The 19985-nt window shown below is 61.5% G+C and carries 16 protein-coding genes; 2 read left to right on the forward strand and 14 right to left on the reverse strand.

Annotated elements, in window-relative coordinates; genetic code table 11:
- Window positions 1–26: 26 nt before the first annotated feature.
- From VNS12_RS07600 to VNS12_RS07645, 10 genes are all read right to left on the reverse strand, one after another.
- A complete protein-coding gene (locus tag VNS12_RS07600; RefSeq protein WP_325487225.1) occupies window positions 27–755 on the reverse strand; it encodes a hypothetical protein in 729 nt (242 codons plus the stop codon).
- Between the two features lie 146 nt (window positions 756–901).
- Complete coding sequence (gene metF / locus VNS12_RS07605; protein ID WP_325487226.1) at window positions 902–1804, reverse strand: methylenetetrahydrofolate reductase [NAD(P)H]; 903 nt, start codon at window positions 1802–1804, stop codon at window positions 902–904.
- Window positions 1804–2790 carry an ArsR/SmtB family transcription factor gene (locus tag VNS12_RS07610; RefSeq protein ID WP_325487227.1) on the reverse strand — a complete coding sequence of 329 codons (987 nt, stop codon included), beginning with the start codon at window positions 2788–2790 and terminating at the stop codon, window positions 1804–1806. The genes metF and VNS12_RS07610 overlap by 1 nt, the downstream gene beginning before the upstream one ends.
- 132 nt (window positions 2791–2922) lie before the next feature.
- Window positions 2923–4038 carry a DUF2336 domain-containing protein gene (locus tag VNS12_RS07615; RefSeq protein ID WP_325487228.1) on the reverse strand — a complete coding sequence of 372 codons (1116 nt, stop codon included), beginning with the start codon at window positions 4036–4038 and terminating at the stop codon, window positions 2923–2925.
- Between the two features lie 172 nt (window positions 4039–4210).
- Window positions 4211–5155: an EamA family transporter RarD gene (rarD, locus tag VNS12_RS07620; protein ID WP_325487229.1), complete on the reverse strand. Its 945-nt coding sequence runs from the start codon at window positions 5153–5155 to the stop codon at window positions 4211–4213.
- Window positions 5156–5234: 79 nt separating this feature from the next.
- The gene (locus tag VNS12_RS07625) at window positions 5235–6068 is read right to left on the reverse strand and encodes an alpha/beta fold hydrolase (protein WP_325487230.1); all 834 of its coding nucleotides are present in this window, start codon (window positions 6066–6068) and stop codon (window positions 5235–5237) included.
- A 70-nt stretch (window positions 6069–6138) separates the two neighbouring features.
- Complete coding sequence (gene ettA, locus VNS12_RS07630; RefSeq protein ID WP_325487231.1) at window positions 6139–7794, reverse strand: energy-dependent translational throttle protein EttA; 1656 nt, start codon at window positions 7792–7794, stop codon at window positions 6139–6141.
- 105 nt (window positions 7795–7899) lie between these two features.
- Window positions 7900–9621, reverse strand: coding sequence for a SulP family inorganic anion transporter (locus VNS12_RS07635; protein WP_325487232.1), 1722 nt, complete (start codon window positions 9619–9621; stop codon window positions 7900–7902).
- Window positions 9622–9673: 52 nt separating this feature from the next.
- Complete coding sequence (locus VNS12_RS07640; protein ID WP_325487233.1) at window positions 9674–9937, reverse strand: helix-turn-helix domain-containing protein; 264 nt, start codon at window positions 9935–9937, stop codon at window positions 9674–9676.
- Window positions 9938–10049: 112 nt separating this feature from the next.
- Window positions 10050–12248, reverse strand: a complete 2199-nt coding sequence (locus VNS12_RS07645; protein WP_325487234.1) for an FdhF/YdeP family oxidoreductase — start codon at window positions 12246–12248, stop codon at window positions 10050–10052.
- A gap of 138 nt (window positions 12249–12386) precedes the next feature.
- Here VNS12_RS07645 and VNS12_RS07650 point away from each other — a divergent pair, with 138 nt between their 5' ends.
- Window positions 12387–12869, forward strand: a complete 483-nt coding sequence (locus VNS12_RS07650; RefSeq protein WP_325487235.1) for a DMT family transporter — start codon at window positions 12387–12389, stop codon at window positions 12867–12869.
- 4 nt (window positions 12870–12873) lie between these two features.
- Window positions 12874–13293, forward strand: a complete 420-nt coding sequence (locus VNS12_RS07655; protein ID WP_325487236.1) for a DMT family transporter — start codon at window positions 12874–12876, stop codon at window positions 13291–13293.
- A 107-nt stretch (window positions 13294–13400) separates the two neighbouring features.
- Here the strand turns inward: VNS12_RS07655 and VNS12_RS07660 are convergent, their stop codons facing one another.
- The 4 genes from VNS12_RS07660 to glgA form a co-directional block, all read right to left on the reverse strand.
- On the reverse strand, window positions 13401–14168 hold the full coding sequence (locus VNS12_RS07660) for a hypothetical protein (protein WP_325487237.1): 768 nt from the start codon (window positions 14166–14168) through the stop codon (window positions 13401–13403).
- 233 nt (window positions 14169–14401) lie between these two features.
- Window positions 14402–16420, reverse strand: a complete 2019-nt coding sequence (gene glgX / locus VNS12_RS07665; protein WP_325487238.1) for a glycogen debranching protein GlgX — start codon at window positions 16418–16420, stop codon at window positions 14402–14404.
- Between the two features lie 12 nt (window positions 16421–16432).
- On the reverse strand, window positions 16433–18064 hold the full coding sequence (locus VNS12_RS07670; protein ID WP_325487239.1) for an alpha-D-glucose phosphate-specific phosphoglucomutase: 1632 nt from the start codon (window positions 18062–18064) through the stop codon (window positions 16433–16435).
- A gap of 475 nt (window positions 18065–18539) precedes the next feature.
- Window positions 18540–19976, reverse strand: coding sequence for a glycogen synthase GlgA (glgA, locus tag VNS12_RS07675; RefSeq protein WP_325487240.1), 1437 nt, complete (start codon window positions 19974–19976; stop codon window positions 18540–18542).
- Window positions 19977–19985: the final 9 nt, after the last annotated feature.

Here is a 19985-nt window from a genome sequence, read left to right on the forward strand (position 1 = left end):
TGTTTTCAGAAAGCGGCGACTGCGACTTATTCGTAGATGAAGCCGAACGGGTTGGCCGGTTGTTGCCTCTGGACGGTAACTCGGCTGTTCAAAGCCGGAACCTGCTCCTCATAAACCCAGATCACCTCTCCATTGGGCCCGACGACTCCCACCAATTCGTCGTCATGCGGCACGGCGCCCTCTGTCCGATCATAGTCATAGACACCCGCCATCGGGGCCAGGACATCCGGCTCAGGCGGCGCAATCAAATAGTCGCCTGTCTCTCCGCCGTAAGCGGCTTCCGCTATCGCGTCATAATCGATCGCGGGCGCAGCGGTCCGCACCGCAAGTCCCTCTGGGCGTGGTTTGGGCAAAGGCGGTGCCGCAACCGCCACTTCGGTTTTGACCTCGCTCTGAGCGATGCCATTGTCTGGTATTGCCTCGTCCAGCTTATCGGGTGCCGGAATTGTGGGCTCGGAAGCTTCCTCCGCCCCCAGGGGTCGGCCATTAACGGTGACGATGGGAGAAGGTTCCTGCGTCTCGTTTTCCGCATCCTGTATTGCCGCGACAGCCGGAAACCCGGCTGCATCGACCACACGCTCCGGGGCCGTCGCGGGCTGTTCAACCACTTCGTCGGCAGAAGCCGGTGCCGGGTCGGCAACGTCAGCTATCCGGGCATCGGGTATTTCGTCGCGCCCTTGCCACGCAGCGCCACCAACTACGGCGATCAGCAGCACGAGCATCGCTCCCGATACGATGGGTCTGGAGAACATCATTTTCGCATTCCGTTCGGCCATGGCGGCCAATGTGCCCCCGCACAGCCACCCTCTTTGCCCGCGAAAATGGCAGCAGTTTGGTGAACGGGGACTGAAGGACGCGACCAACGATCACATCCTTGCCATCGACAGCCCATGTGCCTGCGTTATGCGCTGACCTCGATATCGAGAAGCCGCGTCAACTCCAGCACCAGGTGCGAGCGGTTGAGGGTATAGAAATGGAACTCCCTCACGCCTGAATCGAGCAACTGCCTGACCTGCTCCCCGGCGACATCGAGCGCCACCTTTGCGTGAGTCTCCGGATCATTTTCCAGACCTTCGAACTTCTTTGCCAACCAGTCCGGGATGGACGCGCCGCACCGCTGCGCAAAATTTGATATCTGCCCAAAACTGTGGATGGGCTGAATTCCGGGTACGATGGGAGCGTCGATACCGGCCTTTCGTGCAAGTTCAATGAAGCGCCAGTAATCATCGTTATCGAAAAACATCTGGGTAATGGCGCGATCCGCACCCGCGTCGAGCTTGCGCTTGAGATTGTCTATCTCATCATCCCAGTCGGCGCTGTTGGGATGCTTTTCGGGATAGGCCGCAACCGAAATATCGAAATCGCCGAGCTTGCGAATCCCCGCGACCAGATCAGCCGCGTTGATATAGCCCTCAGGATGTGGCGTGAACGGATGCCCCACCCCTTCCGGCGGATCGCCCCGAAGCGCAACAATGCGCGTGACGCCCGCATCGGCATAGCCGCGCACCACGGCATCGACATCATCGCGCGACGCACCCACACAAGTCAGATGCGCGGCGGCGGGAACCCCGGTTTCGCTGGTGATGCGCGAGACCATCCGCAAGGTGCGCTCGCGCGTCGATCCGCCCGCCCCATAGGTCACGGACACAAACCGCGGCTGCAACGGAGCCAGTTGCGACAGGCTGTCCCAGAACCGCTCTTCCATCGCGTCGGTCTTGGGGGGGAAAAACTCAAAGCTCACCGCAACATCGGATCGTCCCGTTCGCGGGCTCGTCCGGCTCTCGGCCGTCGCAGACACCACCATCAAACTCCTTTTACATTTCTTAGTTCAGCGGGTTCGAGGACCCATAGACAAACGGTGAGACCACCCTCTTTTGCCGAGGGGAATTTCTGGCGACAGACTGCGTTCAATCCGCTCGCCCGTGCCCACATTTCCACCTGCTGATCGGACAAGCCCAAACGCCGATGTGCTTGTTCCGTCCGCAGGAATTCATGATCATGCGGCGCAAAATCGACGATCAGCATACGCCCATCGGCCCGCAAACACGCTGCGGCATGGCCGAGGACGACCCCCGGGTCGTCAAAATAATGGAGAACCTGGTGCAACATCACCAGATCGGCCTGCCCGCGATAGTCACCCAGATCGGTGATATCACCCAGCCGCACCTGCGCATGCGCGACCTCGCCTTCGTCCAGCTTCGCGCGGGCAACCGCCAGCATCTCCCGGCTGGAATCAAGGCCAATGCCATTCTCATAATGGCCGGCCAGCAATTCGAGCATACGCCCGGTACCGGTACCAAGATCGAGAAACTGCCCCACCAGCTCTGAGCCGATCGCATCGATAATCGCCGCTTCGACCGCCTCGTCGGCGACGTGCAGATTGCGCAGCTTGTCCCAGCTCTGTGCGATGGTCGCAAAATAATCTGCGGCACGATCACGGTGCGCCTGGCGCAACGCCGCCAGCTTTTCCCGATCGCGCAGCAGTTCGGTTGCTTGCGGATCGACATTGCCGGTCAGCCAGTCCACCAGCCCATCGCTGGCCGGCTCGCGATAGAGCCGATAATAAGCCCAGGCCCCCTCGGCGTGTCGCGTCACCAACCCCGCATCCGCCAACAGTTTCAGGTGGCGCGAGATTCGCGGTTGGCTTTGGCCCAGAATTTCCGTGAAGTCCTTGACGCTCAATTCACCCTGCGCCAACAGGGCCAACAGGCGCAGCCGGGTAACCTCCCCCGCCGCCTTCAAGAGCAAAACCATATCCTGCGGGTGCCGCACGATCCCATTCCCCGCCATAAGACAGTTCCGTTCCGCAACCTCGTGATTGCACGGCACATAAAGATATCTTTATGTCTTTTTGTCAAGCAGCTTGGAATGCTTGCGCGACAACGCAGCGATACTCTATCTCGCTTCTTGCCCGTTGGGTGATCAGGCAACCGCCACTTCGCTGCGCCGCCGGAAGGCGTGCGAGCGCCACAACTCGAATATGCCCGCCGCTTCATCCTCGCTCAAGGCTTCGTAGCGCGAACGCACATTGGTGATATCGGAAGGACTGGGCATGTCGCGCCAGGGCAAGACCGCCACCACCGCCTCGAACAGATCGGCATCCAGCCCGATCGCGCGCGCTGCCACCGTGAAGGCGACATAGTCCTGCATGGCAAGCCATTTGACGACGATTTCCGGACGGACTTCCAGCAGCATGGTCATCCCCGCCGCCGTATGGTGGCCATAGCCAAAGCGGGTAAATCTGTGCAGTGCCTTGAGATCAAAACGGCGGCGGTCTGCCAGCGCTTTCACCTGGTTCCAGGCCAGCTTCCATTCCTGCGCCGAAAAGCCCGCCTGATTCTTGATCCGGTTATAGACAACGGCCTGGACCCGTGCCGTGATCGGTGTCTCCTCAGAACGCGGCAACAGCCCGGTCTCTTCCAGAGCCTTCGCTCCGAGATCGGAAATTTCGGCACGCACCTCGGCCCAGTCGATATCTCTGCGCTCGCGCAGCATCCGGGCAAAGTCCTCGTTTTCCTGCACCCGCTCGGCGATCTTTTCCACAGCCCGATGGCTGATGACCGCCTGCTCGTTGCGCAACAGACGGACAATCGAGGGTTCGGCTCCATAGACCGCGATTGCCTCACCCACCCGGCCCGTCAGCCCCTTGCGGCTCGCAATGGCGACCCGGTGATCTTCACTCTGATGCTGGGCAATTTCGATCAGGTCGTCATCGGTCAGCACATTGGAGAATTCCAGCAGGTCGGCCGCAACCTCGATCACGTCGTTGGCCAATTTGAGCACAACCGACCCCGGCGCGCGCTCCAGCGGCGCCATCAGTTTTGCAACATGTGCCCGCGCTTCCGTTTCAACGATATCGGCGAGTTGGCACAGCACTTCGTCATACTGGGCGACCTGCTCGTCATCGCACCGGTCGGAGACATAGGAGAACAGTTGCGCCAGATTGCGGATCAGGTGATCGCGCTCGCCCTCGTCGGCCTCACCATTCAAAACCCTGAAATTCGCAAACGCCCTCAAGCCTTCACCTGCTTCGGTCATTCTGGTCTCCTCGGCGATATATCCGCCATGTGCCTTACCCTGCCCGAATCTCCATTTCCCCGGCCTGAATGCGGCCCGCTCGATTTAATTAAAAGGCGATAACTGGGATTTACCGATGATCAAGACCGGGCTTCGGCGAGCCGGCAAGACCTTTGCCCCGATCTGCGCGGCGCTATGCCGGCTTAAGAGGCCGGTTCTTCCACGAACCATAGGTGAAGACGATGAGCGAGACCCAGATCAGTCCGAAACTGGCGAGACGCGCCGTCGAAAGCTCCTCACCGAACACAAACACAGCCGTCAGGAACTGCATCGACGGCGCGATATACTGGAACATCCCGATGGTGGAGAGCTTCAATTGCCGCGCGGCAAACGCGAACAGCACCAGGGGGATCGCGGTCAGCGGCCCGGTCAGGATCAGCAGGAACGTGGTCATCGGATCGGCATAGAAATCGGGGATGGGCCCGGCCAGCAGGTAGAAAATATAGGCAACGCTGATCGGAAACAGTACGATCGTTTCGATCGCCAGCCCCGCCGCCGAACCCACATTCACCGTTTTGCGCACATAGCCGTAAAAAGCAAAGCTGAAGGCCAGCGCGAGGGAAATCCACGGGATGCTGCCCAGACCGATCGCCTGAATGGCAATCGCAACCCCGGCGATACCGATGGCCAGCGCCTGCGTCCGCGTCAGCCGTTCCGAGAGCAGAAGCAGTCCAATGGCAACACTGACCAGCGGGTTGATGAAGTAGCCAAAGCTCACCTCAAGCACGTGCTGGTTGGCCACGGCCCAGACAAACACCAGCCAGTTCACCGCGATCAGCACGGCCGAAACGCACATGGCCAGAACCGTGCGCCGGTCCCGCAGCGCCACTTTGACTTCGCCGAACTGCTTGCGAAACCAGATGATGGCGCCGACGAACAGCAGTGAACATACAATCCGATTGGCCACGACGCCCACCGGATCGACATGTTCTATCATCTTGAAAAAGATGGGTAATATGCCCCACAGGAAATACGTCACGAGGGCGGCAGTCACGCCGAGACGCACATTGTCATCCGGCCCTGTAGGCCGTGGAGACCGCGCGCCGCTGACGGCAGGAGCGCCTTCGATCGATGTCATGGGGAAGCCTCAAGAGCACACAGCAAATGCACACTCTAGCCCCGGCTATTCTCCGACACCAGCATAGACGCCTCGGCGTCTATGCTTCCTCCTCCTCAGTCCCGGTCAGCATGGACAGAAATTCCAGCAGTAGCGGGTTGAACAGGTCGGGCCGCTCCAACCCTGGAAGATGGGCCGTGCCTTCGATTACTGCACCAAAGGCGTTATCCATCTCTTCCGAGAGGTCTTCGTGCCGGGCGACGATATGGGGGAAATCAAGATCGCCGACAATCAGCAGCGCGGGGGTATCGATCTCGCCGACCTTATCGACCACCGATGGCGGCCTGTCCTCGCGCGTAAGCTCAGGTTTACGCAAGATATTCCCGTTCATCGCCTGAAACAGCGCCCGCACCTCGCCCGTCACCCGCCCGCTCTCCGATAAGGGACCGTCAAGCCAGGCATGGGTATCGACCGCGTTGATCGCGTCCAGATCGCCGCTTTCCTCAACGGCTTCCATGGCATTGGCGATTTGCATGATGTCCGGCGGCAGGTCGGCGACCTTGGCGCCGCTGATTGAGGTGGCGACCAGCACCAGCCCGGCAACGCGCTCGGGATAGGCCAACGCAAAGTCGATCGCCAAAGCGCCGCCCAGCGACGCGCCGACGAAGATCGCGGCGTGAATGCCCAGGTCTTCCAAAACGATCTCAAGGTCTTCGAGATGCGAAAACCCTTCATCCACTGTTGTGGTTTCACCATAGCCACGCCGGTCGTAGGCAACGCCCCAAAATCCCGCTTCGGCTACAGCAGCGATCTGCGCGGCCCACATCCGGCTGTCACAAACGCCCGCGTGGAGAAAGACGACAGGTATGCCTTCCCCGGCCTCCAGACCCGCAAACTCCGTGTCATCAACCGGCAAAACGAACGGAACGACCATCGACCTACCCTGTGTAAAAACAGAGAAACCGGACATTACGCCCGGTTTCTCAATAAGCGCTTTCAGTAGCTTATCGTGTCAGCGGCTTGTAGGTCACCCGTCTTGGGTTGACCGCATCCTGACCAAGCCTACGGATCTTGTCCGCCTCATAGTCCTGGAAGTTGCCCTCGAACCACTCCACGTGGCTGTCGCCTTCGAACGCCAGAATGTGGGTCGCGAGACGGTCGAGGAACATGCGGTCGTGCGAAATGATAACAGCGCAACCGGCGAATTCTTCCAGCGCCTCTTCGAGCGCCGCCAGGGTTTCCGTGTCCAGATCGTTGGTCGGTTCGTCAAGCAGCAGAACGTTGGCACCCGATTTGAGCATCTTGGCCAGGTGCACACGGTTCCGCTGACCGCCTGAAAGCGTACCTACCGGCTGCTGCTGATCGCCGCCCTTGAAGTTGAACGAGGACGTATAGGCGCGAGAGTTCACCTCGCGCTTGCCCAGACGGATGATGTCGTTGCCGTCGGAAATTTCTTCCCACACACTCTTTTTCGGATCGAGCGTATCGCGGCTCTGATCGACATAGCCCAGTTGCACCGTCTCTCCCACCGTAATCGAACCGCCATCGGGCTGTTCCTGGCCGGTGATCATCTTGAACAGGGTCGACTTACCCGCGCCGTTCGGCCCGATCACACCAACGATACCACCGGGCGGCAGGCTGAACGACAGATCATCGATCAAGAGGCGATTGCCAAAGCCCTTGCGCAGGTTTTCCGCATCGATGACGTTCTGGCCCAACCGCTCCCCGGGAGGAATGATGATCTGGGCGCTCGACGACTGCGTCCGCGCTTCGTTGACCTTGACCAGTTCGTCATAGGCCCGGATACGCGCTTTCGACTTGGTTTGACGCGCCTGGGGGGATTGCCCCAGCCACTCCCTTTCGCGATCCAAGACCTTGGCCCGCGCCGCATCTTCACTCTTTTCCTGCCGCAGGCGCTTGGCCTTGGCATCGAGATAGGCGGTGTAATTGCCCTCGTAGGGAATGCTCCGCCCGCGGTCGAGTTCGAGAATCCAACCGGTCACATTGTCGAGGAAGTAGCGGTCGTGCGTGATGATGAGCACGGCACCGGGATATTCGCGCAGGTGCTTTTCCAGCCACGCAGTGGTCTCGGCGTCGAGGTGGTTGGTCGGCTCGTCCAGCAGTAGCAGATCAGGCTGGCTGAGCAGCAACTGACACAGCGCCACGCGACGGAGTTCACCACCCGACAGGTTGGCCACACCCTCGCTGCCCGGCGGGCAGCGCAAGGCTTCCATAGCCATTTCGACTCTGGAATCGAGATCCCAGAGGTCCTCTGCATCGATCCGGTCCTGAAGCTTGGCGGCTTCATCGGCGGTTTCGTCCGAATAGTTCATCATCAGTTCGTTGTAGCGATCGAGGACGGCCTGTTTTTCCTTCACCCCGATCATGACGTTGCCCTTGACGTCGAGCTGTTCGTCGAGCTTGGGCTCCTGCGGCAGGTAGCCGACCGTGGCGCCATCCGCTGCCCAGGCCTCGCCGGTGAACTCGGTGTCGATGCCGGCCATGATCTTGAGCAGAGTCGATTTACCGGCCCCGTTCGGGCCCAGAACGCCGATCTTGGCGTCGGGGTAGAACGAGAGGTTGACGTTATCGAGCACCTTCTTGCCGCCCGAATAGGCCTTCGACATGCCATGCATGTGATAGATGAATTGACGCGCCATAGAGCGACAGCCTCATGGAAAAACAAAAATGGAAAGAGTCCGTTGGCGCCGTATGTAGGCCAACGCTCGACGCCGTGCAACGGCGTCTCGCCTGACATTGACCTGTCAGGCCGGGACGGTCTGCAGGCCCTTGGGCTTTTGCGCCTCGGCCAGAGCGCTGTCGATGGTGGGCAAATACGATACAAGCGGCGGCTTGAGCCCGTGGAGATGCAGGTCCGCGCGCATCCGTGATGTCGTGCCGGTCAGAACGACCTCTACACCCCGGCGCTGCGCCTTGCGCGCCATGGATTCCAGCGTGTTGGCGCCGGTAGAATCCAGAAACGGCACATCTGAGAAATCCACCACAAACGTGCGATGGGTGCTCACGATCTGATCAAGCACCGACCCGATCGACGATGCCGCGCCAAAAAACAGCGCTCCCGAAATCCGATAGACCGCAATATCGGGATCGTTCGTTGATGCCTCGTCATAGGGCACTCGGTCACCTTCGGCGGTATCGGCCTGATCCTCGGCTACGAGAGGGCTGTAGCGGGCGACGGCGGTGGTAAGTGACATGCGGTGGATGAACAACACCGATCCCAGCGCGAACCCCACGACGATCGCTTCGGTCAGATCGCGGAAAATGGTCAGAAGGAATGTCGCCAACAACACCGCAGCATCGCCTTTCGAGGCGCGCAGCAGCGTGGCAAAGGCTTGTTTTTCAATCATGTTCCACGCAACGACCGCCAGGACACCGGCAAGGCTGGCCAGCGGGATATAGCTCGCGAGCGGCGCTGCCACCAAGATAAATGCCAGCAAAAACAAGGCGTGGAGCATCCCGGCAACCGGGCCATGCGCCCCGGCGCGCACATTGGTTGCGGTGCGGGCGATGGTGCCGGTGACACAGATGCCGCCAAACAGGCCCGACCCGATATTGGCGACGCCCTGCGCCACCAACTCGCAATTGGACCGGTGACGGCGCCCGGTCATGCCATCGGCAACCACCGCCGAAAGCAGCGATTCGATCGACCCCAACAGGGTGAAGGCGACCGCATGGGGCAGGACGGCCACAACCTTGTCCAGATTGAATGCGGGCAAAACCGGAGCGGGCAGACTGTTGGGAATTCCACCAAAGGCCGTGCCGATGGTTTCGACATCGAGCCCCATAAGCGTTGCCAGAATCGAGGTGCCGGCAACCGCGATCAGCATGCCCGGCCAGTGAGGGCGAAAACGCGTCACACCGACGATAACCAGGATCGTTATCGCCGAAATAGCGACGGCGGATAGCGTGAAACTGGGCAGGCCAGTCCAGATCACCGGCAGCTTTTCGAGCAACGGGCCGGGCTCGGGAACATCAAGCTGGAGCCCCAGCAGGTCCTTGATCTGACTGGAGAAAATGATGACGGCGATGCCCGCGGTAAAGCCCACGGTCACCGGATAGGGGATGAATTTGATATAGGTGCCCAATCGCAGCAGCCCGATGGCAATCAGCATCAGGCCGGACAGGAGCACCGCCAGAATGAGCCCGTCCATGCCGTGAGTCTGGGCGGTTGCGGCCACGAGGACGATGAACGCCCCTGCCGGGCCGCCGATCTGGAAGCGGCTGCCGCCGAGCGCCGAGACGATGAAGCCGCCGATGATCGCAGCATAGAGGCCCTGCGCTGGCGATGCGCCGGACGCGATGGCGATGGCCATCGAGAGCGGCAGCGCGACAATGGCCACGGTGAGACCGGCGATCACATCCGAACGGAAGTTGCCGATCCCATACCCTTCGCGCAAAACGGTGACGAGTTTAGGCGTGAACAGTTCGGCGTAACTCGGTGCGGTGGGAGGTGTCCTGGTGCTCAATTGTCAAATTCCGCTGCTGATCAACGCGGCGGTTGTCGTCGCGTAAGTCTCTCTAAATCCTGCTTTTTTCCGGGTCCTTGAGGCGCACGCCCCGCCCTTGACCGGCGCTTGGGCTGTTGTCAGCAATGAGCTCGACCCCGGCACCGTCCAGTGCATCGATGACACGGGTCAGGCTTTCGACCACACCGCGGACATTGCCCTGGCTGGCTTCCATGCGCTGGATGGTAGGGACGGAAACGCCGGCAAGTTGGGCCAGCTTTTTCTGGTCCATGCCTAAAAGCGCGCGCGCAGCCCGCAATTGTGCCGCCGTAATCATCAACAATGACCCTCAAACTATGTAGATTGCATTTAAACACACCATAAGTGATGTTTCAAGAATCACCCATGGTGGGAAAAATACGCAGATCGAAAGCAGCAAAAATCCGAAATCAGGCGTCGGTGGGCATTTCGATCCACACCGGGACCGATTTGAATGCTGGCGTTTTCGATCGCGGATCGATTTGTGTGCCGACCAGAACATTCGCCTCAGGATAATACGCCAGCGCGGACCCACGGGGGATATCAAAACTCAACGCCTTGAGTTTACGCATCTTTCCCTGTTCCGACGCGATATCGACCAGATCGCCCTCAGCAATGCCCAATTCGTCCATATCTCGCTCATTGAGCAGAACCGACCAGCGCGGGGCCTTCTTGCGATAGCTGTCGGTTTCCTCGTAAACGATTGTATTGAATTGACCTTCCGAGCGGATGGTGGCCAGGGTCAGGCCTTTTTTGCCGTCGGGGGCCCGCACCGGCTCGGGGGGCGGGAAGGCGCGGAAATGGGCCTTGCCATCCGGGGTCTGAAACTGCGGTTCATGCAGGATGCGATTGGCGATGTGGAATTCGCGCTTCGCCACGTCGATATCGGCCAACCCGTTGAGTCCAGGGACAATTTCTGCAATCGCCTTGCGGACTTCCGTGTGCTTGCCGAAGGTTTTGAAGTCGATCGGGCAATCAGGAAGAATGCGGGCGGCGAGGTCGGTGAGGATCACGCTCTCGGGTCGCACATTGGCGAGACGATTGATGCCCCCATCCGATAACCGTATGAAATTGAACATGGATTCCTGGGTGGTCGGCTCCCATTCCTCGTCGCGGGCCGTGACAGGAAGGATCAGGCTCTCGCTGTCATCGTGTCCGTGGACGTGCCCAAGATTGAGCGTCGTGGTCAAAAAGAGCTTGAATCCTATGGAGTTAAGAGAACGCTCCGCCCAGGCGGTGTCGGGGGATGCGGCGTAGAGATTGCCCCCCATGATGACGGCGGCATCCATGTCACCCCGATGAGCGGCGTGGAGGCAGGCCATGGTGTCTAACCCATTGGTACGACTGAGAGAAATGGAGAAGTGCCGCTCCATTTCCGCCATCACATCCTCGGCGAGGACCGGCTTGACGCCGATGGTGCCGATCCCCTGTACATTGGAGTGACCGCGCAGGGGCAAAAGGCCCGCATTGGGACGCCCCACCATGCCGCGCAGCAGGGCAAGATTGGCAATTGACTCAACATTTTCAACGCCATGGACATGATGGGTCATCCCCATGCCCCAAGCGAAAACCACGTTTTTTGCCGCGCCATATTTGCGGGCGACGCGCTTGACATCGGCCTCGGAAATGCCGGTCAACTGCTCCAAATATTGATAAGGAAATGTATGGAGTTGTGCCTTCATCAGATCCCAATTGGCACAATAATCAGAAATGAACTTTGTGTCCTCCAGACCCAGCTCCAGAACCGCCTTGGAGAGGGCCAGAAACAGCGCCACATCGGACCCGATTTTGGGCTGGAGATAGTCGGAAGCGATCTCATCGCCACCGCGCAGCATCGAGCCGGGCGATTTGGGAACCGCGAACTTGACCAGCCCCGGCTCCTTGGCCGGATTGATGACGATCACCTCCCCGCCCCGGTCGCGACAGTGCTTGAGCATATGAATGAAGCGCGGATGGTTGGATGACGGGTTCGCCCCGATCACAAAGATCATGTCGGCGCCCTTGAGGTCGGCCAACTCCACCGTCGCGGTGCCGCTGCCGATGGTGGAGGCCAAACCCTCGCTGGTCGCCTGATGGCAGTAATACGAACAGTTGTTGACGTTGTTGGTGCCGAACACGCGGGCAAGCAACTGGAAGATGAACCCGGCCTCGTTGGACGAGCGGCCGGAGGAATAAAAAAACGTCCGGTCCGGCGTCGTGGCCAGCAGACGGCTGGCGGCGTGAGCAAGCGCCCAATCCCAATCGACGACCCGATAGCGATCCGAGCCGGCGGGTTTATACACAGGATCGCCCAGCCGCCCCAGATGCTCGATCTCGCGGCCGGTCAGTTCCTTGAGATCGCTGAGCGGGTGCTCGAAGATTGCATGGGGAATGGCGGGCTGGATGTCAGTCGATTGCGCCTGCACGCTCTTGTTGCAGACTGACGGAAACTCGCCCAGCTCATTGGTCATGCCGCCCATCTGCCCGCCCATGCCATAGGCACACGCCTTGCAGGTGTTCTTGGCGGTCAGAGCCTTGGCGGCCTTGCCGACACCCATGCGAGCGACGGTCTGAAGGGTGTACAGGACCTTTTTGGGGCCACCCCCAACGATCTGGTGCGAATGCGACATAGTTATCTCCTCGTCCGCATATGGCCATGGGTCAGGCGCTGTTGCAACTCGACAATGGAACCACGGGACAGCGTATCCCCGGGGCGGCAGTTGCCGTAACAATGGTGACGACCCTTGTGAGGAAAGTCCGGATTTGCCATGCCCGCTTTGACCCGCCCTGCCCCGTTCCACCTACTGCTGGCCTTTGCCAGTGGCGGGCTCTTGACCCTGATGGTAGATTTCAACGGCCTTGTCGCGTTGCATGCCGGGCCATTCTATTCATCCTGGGTCGCCCACGGCACCGGTACAGTGGCCGCCCTGATCTTTCTCGGCGTCCTGCGCCTCGCCAGCCGGGACGATGGAAAGACCGACACACCGCAAAAACCCCGCGCGCCGCTCTGGGCCTATCTGGGCGGCGTATCGGGCGCGGTGACGGTGATGCTGACATCGCATACGGTCAACACCGCCCTGGCCCTATCGGGAACGCTTGCGCTCGGGCTGGCCGGACAGGTGCTATTCTCGCTTGCCGCCGACCGCTGGGGGCTTCTGGGCATGCAGGTGCGCATCCCGGGCCTGCGCGATTTCTCAGCACTGGCGCTGATCTTTGCCGGTTCGATGATCATCATCTTCGGACAGGGGTGAGACGATGACCCTCGCCATCCTCTATGCCCTTCTCGCCGGGGTGCTGGTGTCGCTCTCGCGGCAGATCAACGGGCGGCTGTCGCTCTCGACTTCAGCGCTGACCGCTTCGTTCTGGAACCATATCGTCGGACTTGCCGTGCTCACCGTGCTCGGGCTGGCGCTGGGCGGACTTTGGCCACAGGGCGCATTGGACGCGCCCTGGCATGCCTATCTGGGCGGCACCATGGGCGTAATCTTTGTCGCCTCAGGCAGTTGGCTGATCGCCCGGATCGGTGCGGTCAACACCGCCATGCTGGTGATCGGCGGCCAGATGGTGTCGGGCGTGCTGCTCGACCTGGTGCGGGGCGCGCAGGACAATATCGTTACCAGCGTGGTGGGCGTGGCCATGATCATCGCCGGGATGAGCCTGACCCAGAAGCGCTGAGCGCTCGATGATCCGGCAGCAAAGGGGATGATGCCTTTTGCTGCCGGACAGGTTGGATGAGAGCTCCTGTTTTTATGGACTCAAAACAGGAGCTCAAAGTCTTTGCTTTAGTTCACATAGACGTGGAGCGTCGAACCGGAATGGATGATGCCCACGATGTTGCTGGCCGAATAGCGCGAGCCTGCCAGCGCCATCTGCAACGCCGGGACCGAGGGCGCGACATAGGCGAGAAGGCCCGAGCCGAGCTGGCCATCCAGGCCGGGGCAGACCGAAATGGGGATGAACTGCACGTTTGAGGCATTGGCCCAGCGCGACACGGTGTTGGCCGAATAGTTTATGCTCGAAAGCTGATTGAAGATCGGCGAGCCTTCACCCATGCAGGTGAACCCGCCGCCCAGGCCGGCTGTCTGGGTGCCGCCGCCCCCGCCGCCGCCGATGACGCCACCGCCATTGTTGCCGCCGCCGTTGTTACCACCGCCGTTATTGCCACCACCGTTGTTGCCGCCCCCGTTGTTGCCGCCGCCATTATCGCCGCCCCCGCGACGACCTCCGACATTGACATCGGCATCGATCAGACCGCGGCTGCCGCCGACGCTGACATTGGCGTCGACCGTGTCGCGCAGAACGCCCGCATTGGCATTGATGCCGTCATTGGCGTTGACATCGGCGCGGACAATGCCATTGCCCACATCGGCATCGACGATGTTGCGGCCGCTGCCACCGAGGCGCACCTTGGCCGTATCGTTGAGAACGTTGAGCTCAAGGCCATTGTCGGTATTGATGCCGAGCAGTCCGCCCAACTGGGCAGATGCCGGGGTTGTGGCAAGACACGCCACCATGAGTGCCGTGGCGGAAATTCCGATCAGTTTATGCATTATTGCCTCCATGCAATGCATCACAGGCCCGGGAAACCGGACCAGTCAGTCGCGTCTTCGACCGCAAATGCGGCTCCGCCTTTGCTGAAAACGCAGGTTGCAAAACGGGCGCCCGAATGCTGCGCATTCGACGCCCCACATGGAAGGTGGCCACCTACCGCATGACCAACGCCGCATTGATGAAAGGGTTGCCCGCCCATTAACCGGACGGTTAACCTTTGCTTATCGGATTGTTAAGACTTGTCGCTATCGCGGGTTAGGACCACCACACTGCGCGGGGGTAATACGAGGCCGCCATCGGCGATCGCCACCTCGGCATCGATGGCTGAAACCAGCGCGATGGTGAGAGTATCGTGCTGGTCGGGAGGCAGGGTCACGCCCACCGGCTCGCGCAGGCGATTGAGCCAGACCAGAAGGATTTCACCCGCTTCGTGCAGGAACATGCCCAGCACCGAGGCGTCCGGCGCGTTCCAGTCCCCCTCGCTCATTTCCTGTCCGTCGGGGCGCAACCACACCACGTCCCGAACCCCGTCCTGCTCCTTGCCCGAGAGGAATCGATCGCTGCGCAGGGCCGGATGGTTGCGGCGGATTTCGCTCAGCGCCGCGACGTAATTGACCAGATCGCCATCGGCGTTTTCCCAGTCGAGCCAGGTGATGTCATTGTCCTGGGCGTAGGCGTTGTTGTTGCCGCCCTGGCTGCGCCCGAACTCATCACCCGCAGTGAGCATGGGCGTGCCGTGGGAGACGAACAGCGTGGCGAGCAGCGCCCGCACATCATTGCGGCGCGCAGTGAGGATGGCGGCATCCTCGCTCGGCCCTTCCGCCCCGTTGTTCCACGAATAATTGGCACCATGCCCGTCGCGGTTGTCTTCGCCATTGGCCTCGTTGTGCTTGTGTTCGTAGGACACCAGATCGGCAAGGGTGAACCCATCATGGGCGGCGAGGAAATTGACGCTGGCGGAGGGCTCTCGCCCGTCATGGTCAAAGAGGTCCGCCGAGCCGGCAAGCCGCCCGGCCAGCCCGCCCATGGTGCCGGCCTCGCCCTTCCAGAATTTTCGGATATCGTCGCGGTAGCGATCGTTCCATTCCAGGAACGGCTCGCCGAACTGCCCGACCTGATAGCCGCCCGGCCCCGGATCCCAGGGTTCGGCGATCAGCAGGCAGTCTTTGAGGATATCATCGGAACGGATGCGGTCGAGCAGGACGGCGTTGGGCGAGAACCCGTCGAGCGAGCGGCCCAGCACAGTGGCCAGATCGAAGCGGAACCCGGCAATGCCGAACTCGGTGACCCAATAGCGCAGGCTGTCGATAACGAGGTTCTGCACCGCCGGATGATCGCAGGCCAGCGTGTTGCCCGTGCCCGCGTCGTTGACCAGATGGAGTTGCCCATCCACCTCCACATGACGGTAATAGGTGCGCGCATCGAGGCCCTTCATGGAGACGACCGGACCTTGGGAATCCCCCTCGCCGGTGTGGTTATAAACCACATCGAGCACCACCCGGATGCCCGCCTCGCGATAGGTTTCCACCAGATGGCGCAGCGATTGCGGGCCGCGCGGGATGATGCGCGGATCGGTGGCGAAATAGGTGATGGGGTTATAGCCCCACACATTGGTGAGCCCGAGCGCCGGAAGATGGCCGTCGTCGATCCACCCGGCCACGGGCATGAGCTCGACCACATCGACGCCCAGATGTTTGAGGTGATCGACCACGAAACCGGTGGTCATGCCCGCAACCGTGCCGCGCAGCGGGCCCTGCACCGAGGGATGCCGCATGGTGAAGGGGCGGACGTTGAGCTCATAGATCAGATTGGGACGGGCCGTGTCGGGCTGAAAGCCGGTGTCTCCGAACGGCTCATGCACCAGCGCCTTGGGGACGATCGGGGCGGTATCGACCGACTCCGAGCGCGGCAGGCGCAGCCGGGGGCTGCGCACGAAGGTGCGGTCGATACGCTTGGCGTAAGGGTCGACCAGCAGCTTGTTGGGATCGAAATAATAGCCCTGCGCCGGATCGAACCGGCCATCGGCGCGCAGGCCATAGCTGGCACCTGCGGCAAGGCCGTCAACATGGGCCGACCAGACCGCCCCCTCCCCCTTGTCCAGCGCGATGCGATCGGTCTCTTCGTCCTGTTCGTTGAACAGGCACACCCAAAGGGCGTCCGCCGTCTCACTATAGACGGAAAAGCGCACTCCGTTTTCGGTCACCGTCGCTCCGAGAGGCGGCGAGGCGGGAGCAGGTCTTTTCGCGTCCATGCTGGGATTCCGTTATGTAATGACCGAGGGTGCGTCCCGACCGGTGCGTGATGTGATGCCGGCGGCGGTATCGGCCAGGGCAATGAGATCGGCCAGAGCCTCCTGCGTGTCCCGCTCATGGGCGCCACCGGCAGGCTCATACCGCTCGATATAGACCCGTAAAGTCGCGCCGACCGTTCCGGTTCCGGACAAGCGGAAAACAATGCGTGATCCATCGGAAAAGCCGATGCGGATGCCCTGCCCGCTGGTCACCGAGCCATCGACCGGATCGGTATAGGCGAAATCATCGGCGAGGATCACCTCGCGCCCGCCTAGCCCATCGGCCAGAAGACCCGGCAGGCTGGCGCGCAGATCATCCATCAGGGCGGTGGCAACAGCGGTGTCGATCTCTTCGTAGTCGTGGCGGGAATAGTAGTTGCGGCCAAACTGCGCCCAGTGCGCGCGCACGATCTCATCGACACTCTGCTTGCGGACGGCGAGAATGTTGAGCCACAGCAGGACGGCCCACAATCCGTCTTTCTCGCGCACATGGTCAGACCCGGTGCCCGCGCTCTCTTCGCCGCACAAGGTGACCCGCCCGGCATCGAGCAGATTGCCGAAGAATTTCCAGCCCGTTGGGGTCTCGTGCATTTCGATGCCCAGATGCTGGGCGACGCGATCGGCGGCGGCGCTGGTAGGCATGGAGCGGGCAATCCCCGCCAGCCCGCGCGCGTATCCCGGTGCCAGATGCGCATTGGCGGCGAGCATGGCCAGCGAATCCGAGGGCGTGACGAAGCGGTTGCGGCCAATGATGAGGTTGCGATCGCCGTCCCCGTCGGTCGCCGCCCCGAAATCGGGGGCGTCCGGCCCCATCATCAGGTCATAAAGACCCTTGGCGTGGACCAGATTGGGATCGGGATGACCGCCGCCGAAATCGGGCAGCGGAACGCCGTTGACCACGGTGCCCCTTGGCGCGCCGAGCCGCTTTTCGAGGATTGCAACGGCATAGGGGCCGTTGACCGCGTGCATGGCGTCGAACCGCATGGAAAAGCCGGAGCGGAACATGGCGGCGATGGCATCGAAATCAAACAGCGTCTCCATCAGCGCCGCGTAATCAGCGACCGGATCGATCACCTCGACGCTCATGCCCGCCACATCGTGCACGCCAAGCCGCGACAGGTCGATGTCGGGGGCATCGACGGTCTTGTAGCGATCAATCACCTTCGAGCGGGCATAGGCGGCATCGGTGATCCTTTCGGGTGCCGGTCCGCCATTGGAGGCATTGTACTTGATGCCGAAATCGCCGTTCGGTCCGCCGGGATTATGGCTGGCCGACAGCACAATGCCACCGAACGCGCCGTAGTGGCGAATGATGTGCGACGCGCCGGGAGTGGACAAGATGCCCCCCTGCCCGACCATCACCCGACCGAACCCGTTGGCAGCAGCCATCCGAATGGCGATCTGGATGACAATATCGTTGAAATACCGGCCATCGCCGCCGATCACCAGGGTCTGGCCGCCCTTGCCGGGCAGGCTGTCGAACAGCGACTGGATGAAATTTTCGACATAATGGGGCTGCTGGAAATGGGCGACCCGCTTGCGCAGCCCCGACGTGCCCGGCTTCTGGTCGTCATAGGGGGTGGTGGGGATTGTTTTTATTGTCATTGTCCGAACTCCGTATCCGGCGCTTGTCTTTGTGGTGTTCGCCTGTGGCCCCCCTCATCCGCCCCTTCGGGGCACCTTCTCCCACCGGGGGAGAAGGGGGGCTTGGTGGAGCGCAGGGTCCAACGCGAACACTTGCAAAGTGAGCCCGCCTCTCCCCATGAGGGAGAGGGAACGGGGGTGAGGGGTGCGCAGAGCAGGAAAAATTCCCAGCGAGTCATCCCGGCCCTGAGCCGGGTTCCAGTATGCGGAAGCGATGAGGGTGGATCGCCAATTCCGCCGGTTACTGGATCCCGGGTCTTCGCCCGGGATGACAGGAAGTGGACGGAGGAGCGGACAGCACTAGGGCGGTGATGTGAAAATTCTCTGGCGTGGGCGACGATAACCTGCTCCGCCCACCCCTCATCCGACCGCTTCGCGGCCACCTTCTCCCACCGGGGGAGAAGAACAGAAAGAAGGCGGAAAGGCAGGGTCATTTTCAGCGCCCGAGAAGGTCGCGATAGAGGGCGGCATATTTGCCGGCGCTCGCGGTCCACGACACGTCGGTCTTCATGCCGCGGCGCTGGAGGCGCGACCAATTTGCCTTGTGCTGATAAAGCGCGACCGCCCGGGCAATAGCGGCGCCCAGCACGGGGCCATCGACGGGGGAAAACTGAATACCGGTGGCGGCTCCCGCCTCGATCGCGGCCTCATTGGCATCGACAATGGTATCGGCAAGTCCGCCCACCCGGCTGACCAGCGGCACCGCGCCGTAGCGCAGTGCATAGAGTTGGGTGAGGCCGCACGGCTCGAACCGCGAGGGCACCAGAACGACATCCGCCCCGCCCTGAATCAGATGCGAAAGCGCCTCGTCATACCCGCCGATGAACCCGACCCGGCCCGGATGGCGCGCAGCGGCCTGTTCCATCGCGGCTTCCAGATGGGCATCGCCCGACCCAAGAACCACCAGTTGCCCGCCTAACGACACCAGCCAATCGACATTATCGGCAACAATATCGATGCCCTTCTGCCAGGTGAGGCGTGACACCAGCGCAAACAGCGGACCATCGGACGGGTCGAGCCCGAACCGCGCCGCCAGCGCCTCGCGATTACTGCGGCGCTTGCCCAGGGTGGTGGCGGAATAGTTTGCGGCAAGGTTGGGATCGGCCCGCGGATTCCACGCAACCCCGTCGATCCCGTTGAGAATGCCATAGAGATCGGGGCTGCGTTCGTTGAGCAGCCCCTCCAGCCCCATGCCGAATTCGGGTGTCCGGATTTCCAGCGCATAGGTGGGGCTGACGGTGGTGATCGCATCGGCGCATCGCAAGCCGCCCTTGAGAAACCCGACCCCGCCGTAATACTCGACCCCGTTCACGTCGAAGGCGGCATCGGGCAGGCCCAGATGGGGGAAGATTTCGGCCCCGAACTTCCCCTGGAAGGCGATGTTGTGAACCGTAACCACCACTTTAGCACGCGGCGCGCTGCCGAACGCCACATAGGCCGCCGCCAGCGCCGCCTGCCAGTCATGGGCATGGATGACCGAGGGCTGATAGCCTTCGACCAGCCCCGCCCCCAGATGCGCCGCCACCTGCGACAGCGCGCCGAACCGCTTCCAGTTGTCGGCCCAGTCCATGCCGCCCTGATCGACATAGATGCCGCCGCCGCGATCATAAAGATGGTCGGCATCGAGGACGAACAGATCGAGGCCATCGACCCGGGCCGCCACCAATGCGGCCGGGCCGCCGAACAGATCGGCGAACCGGGCGACGACGCGCCCGTCTGTAACCGCTCCCATGACCTGCGGATAACCGGGCACCAGCGTGTGCATGGCGACCCCGTGCCCGGCCAAAGCGAGCGGCAGCGCACCGGCGACGTCGGCCAGCCCGCCGGTCTTGACCAACGGATAAATTTCAGAGGCGACTGATAGTACGTCCATTAGAGTCTC

The organism is Pelagibacterium sp., assembly GCF_035555455.1.
Classification (GTDB): domain Bacteria; phylum Pseudomonadota; class Alphaproteobacteria; order Rhizobiales; family Devosiaceae; genus Pelagibacterium.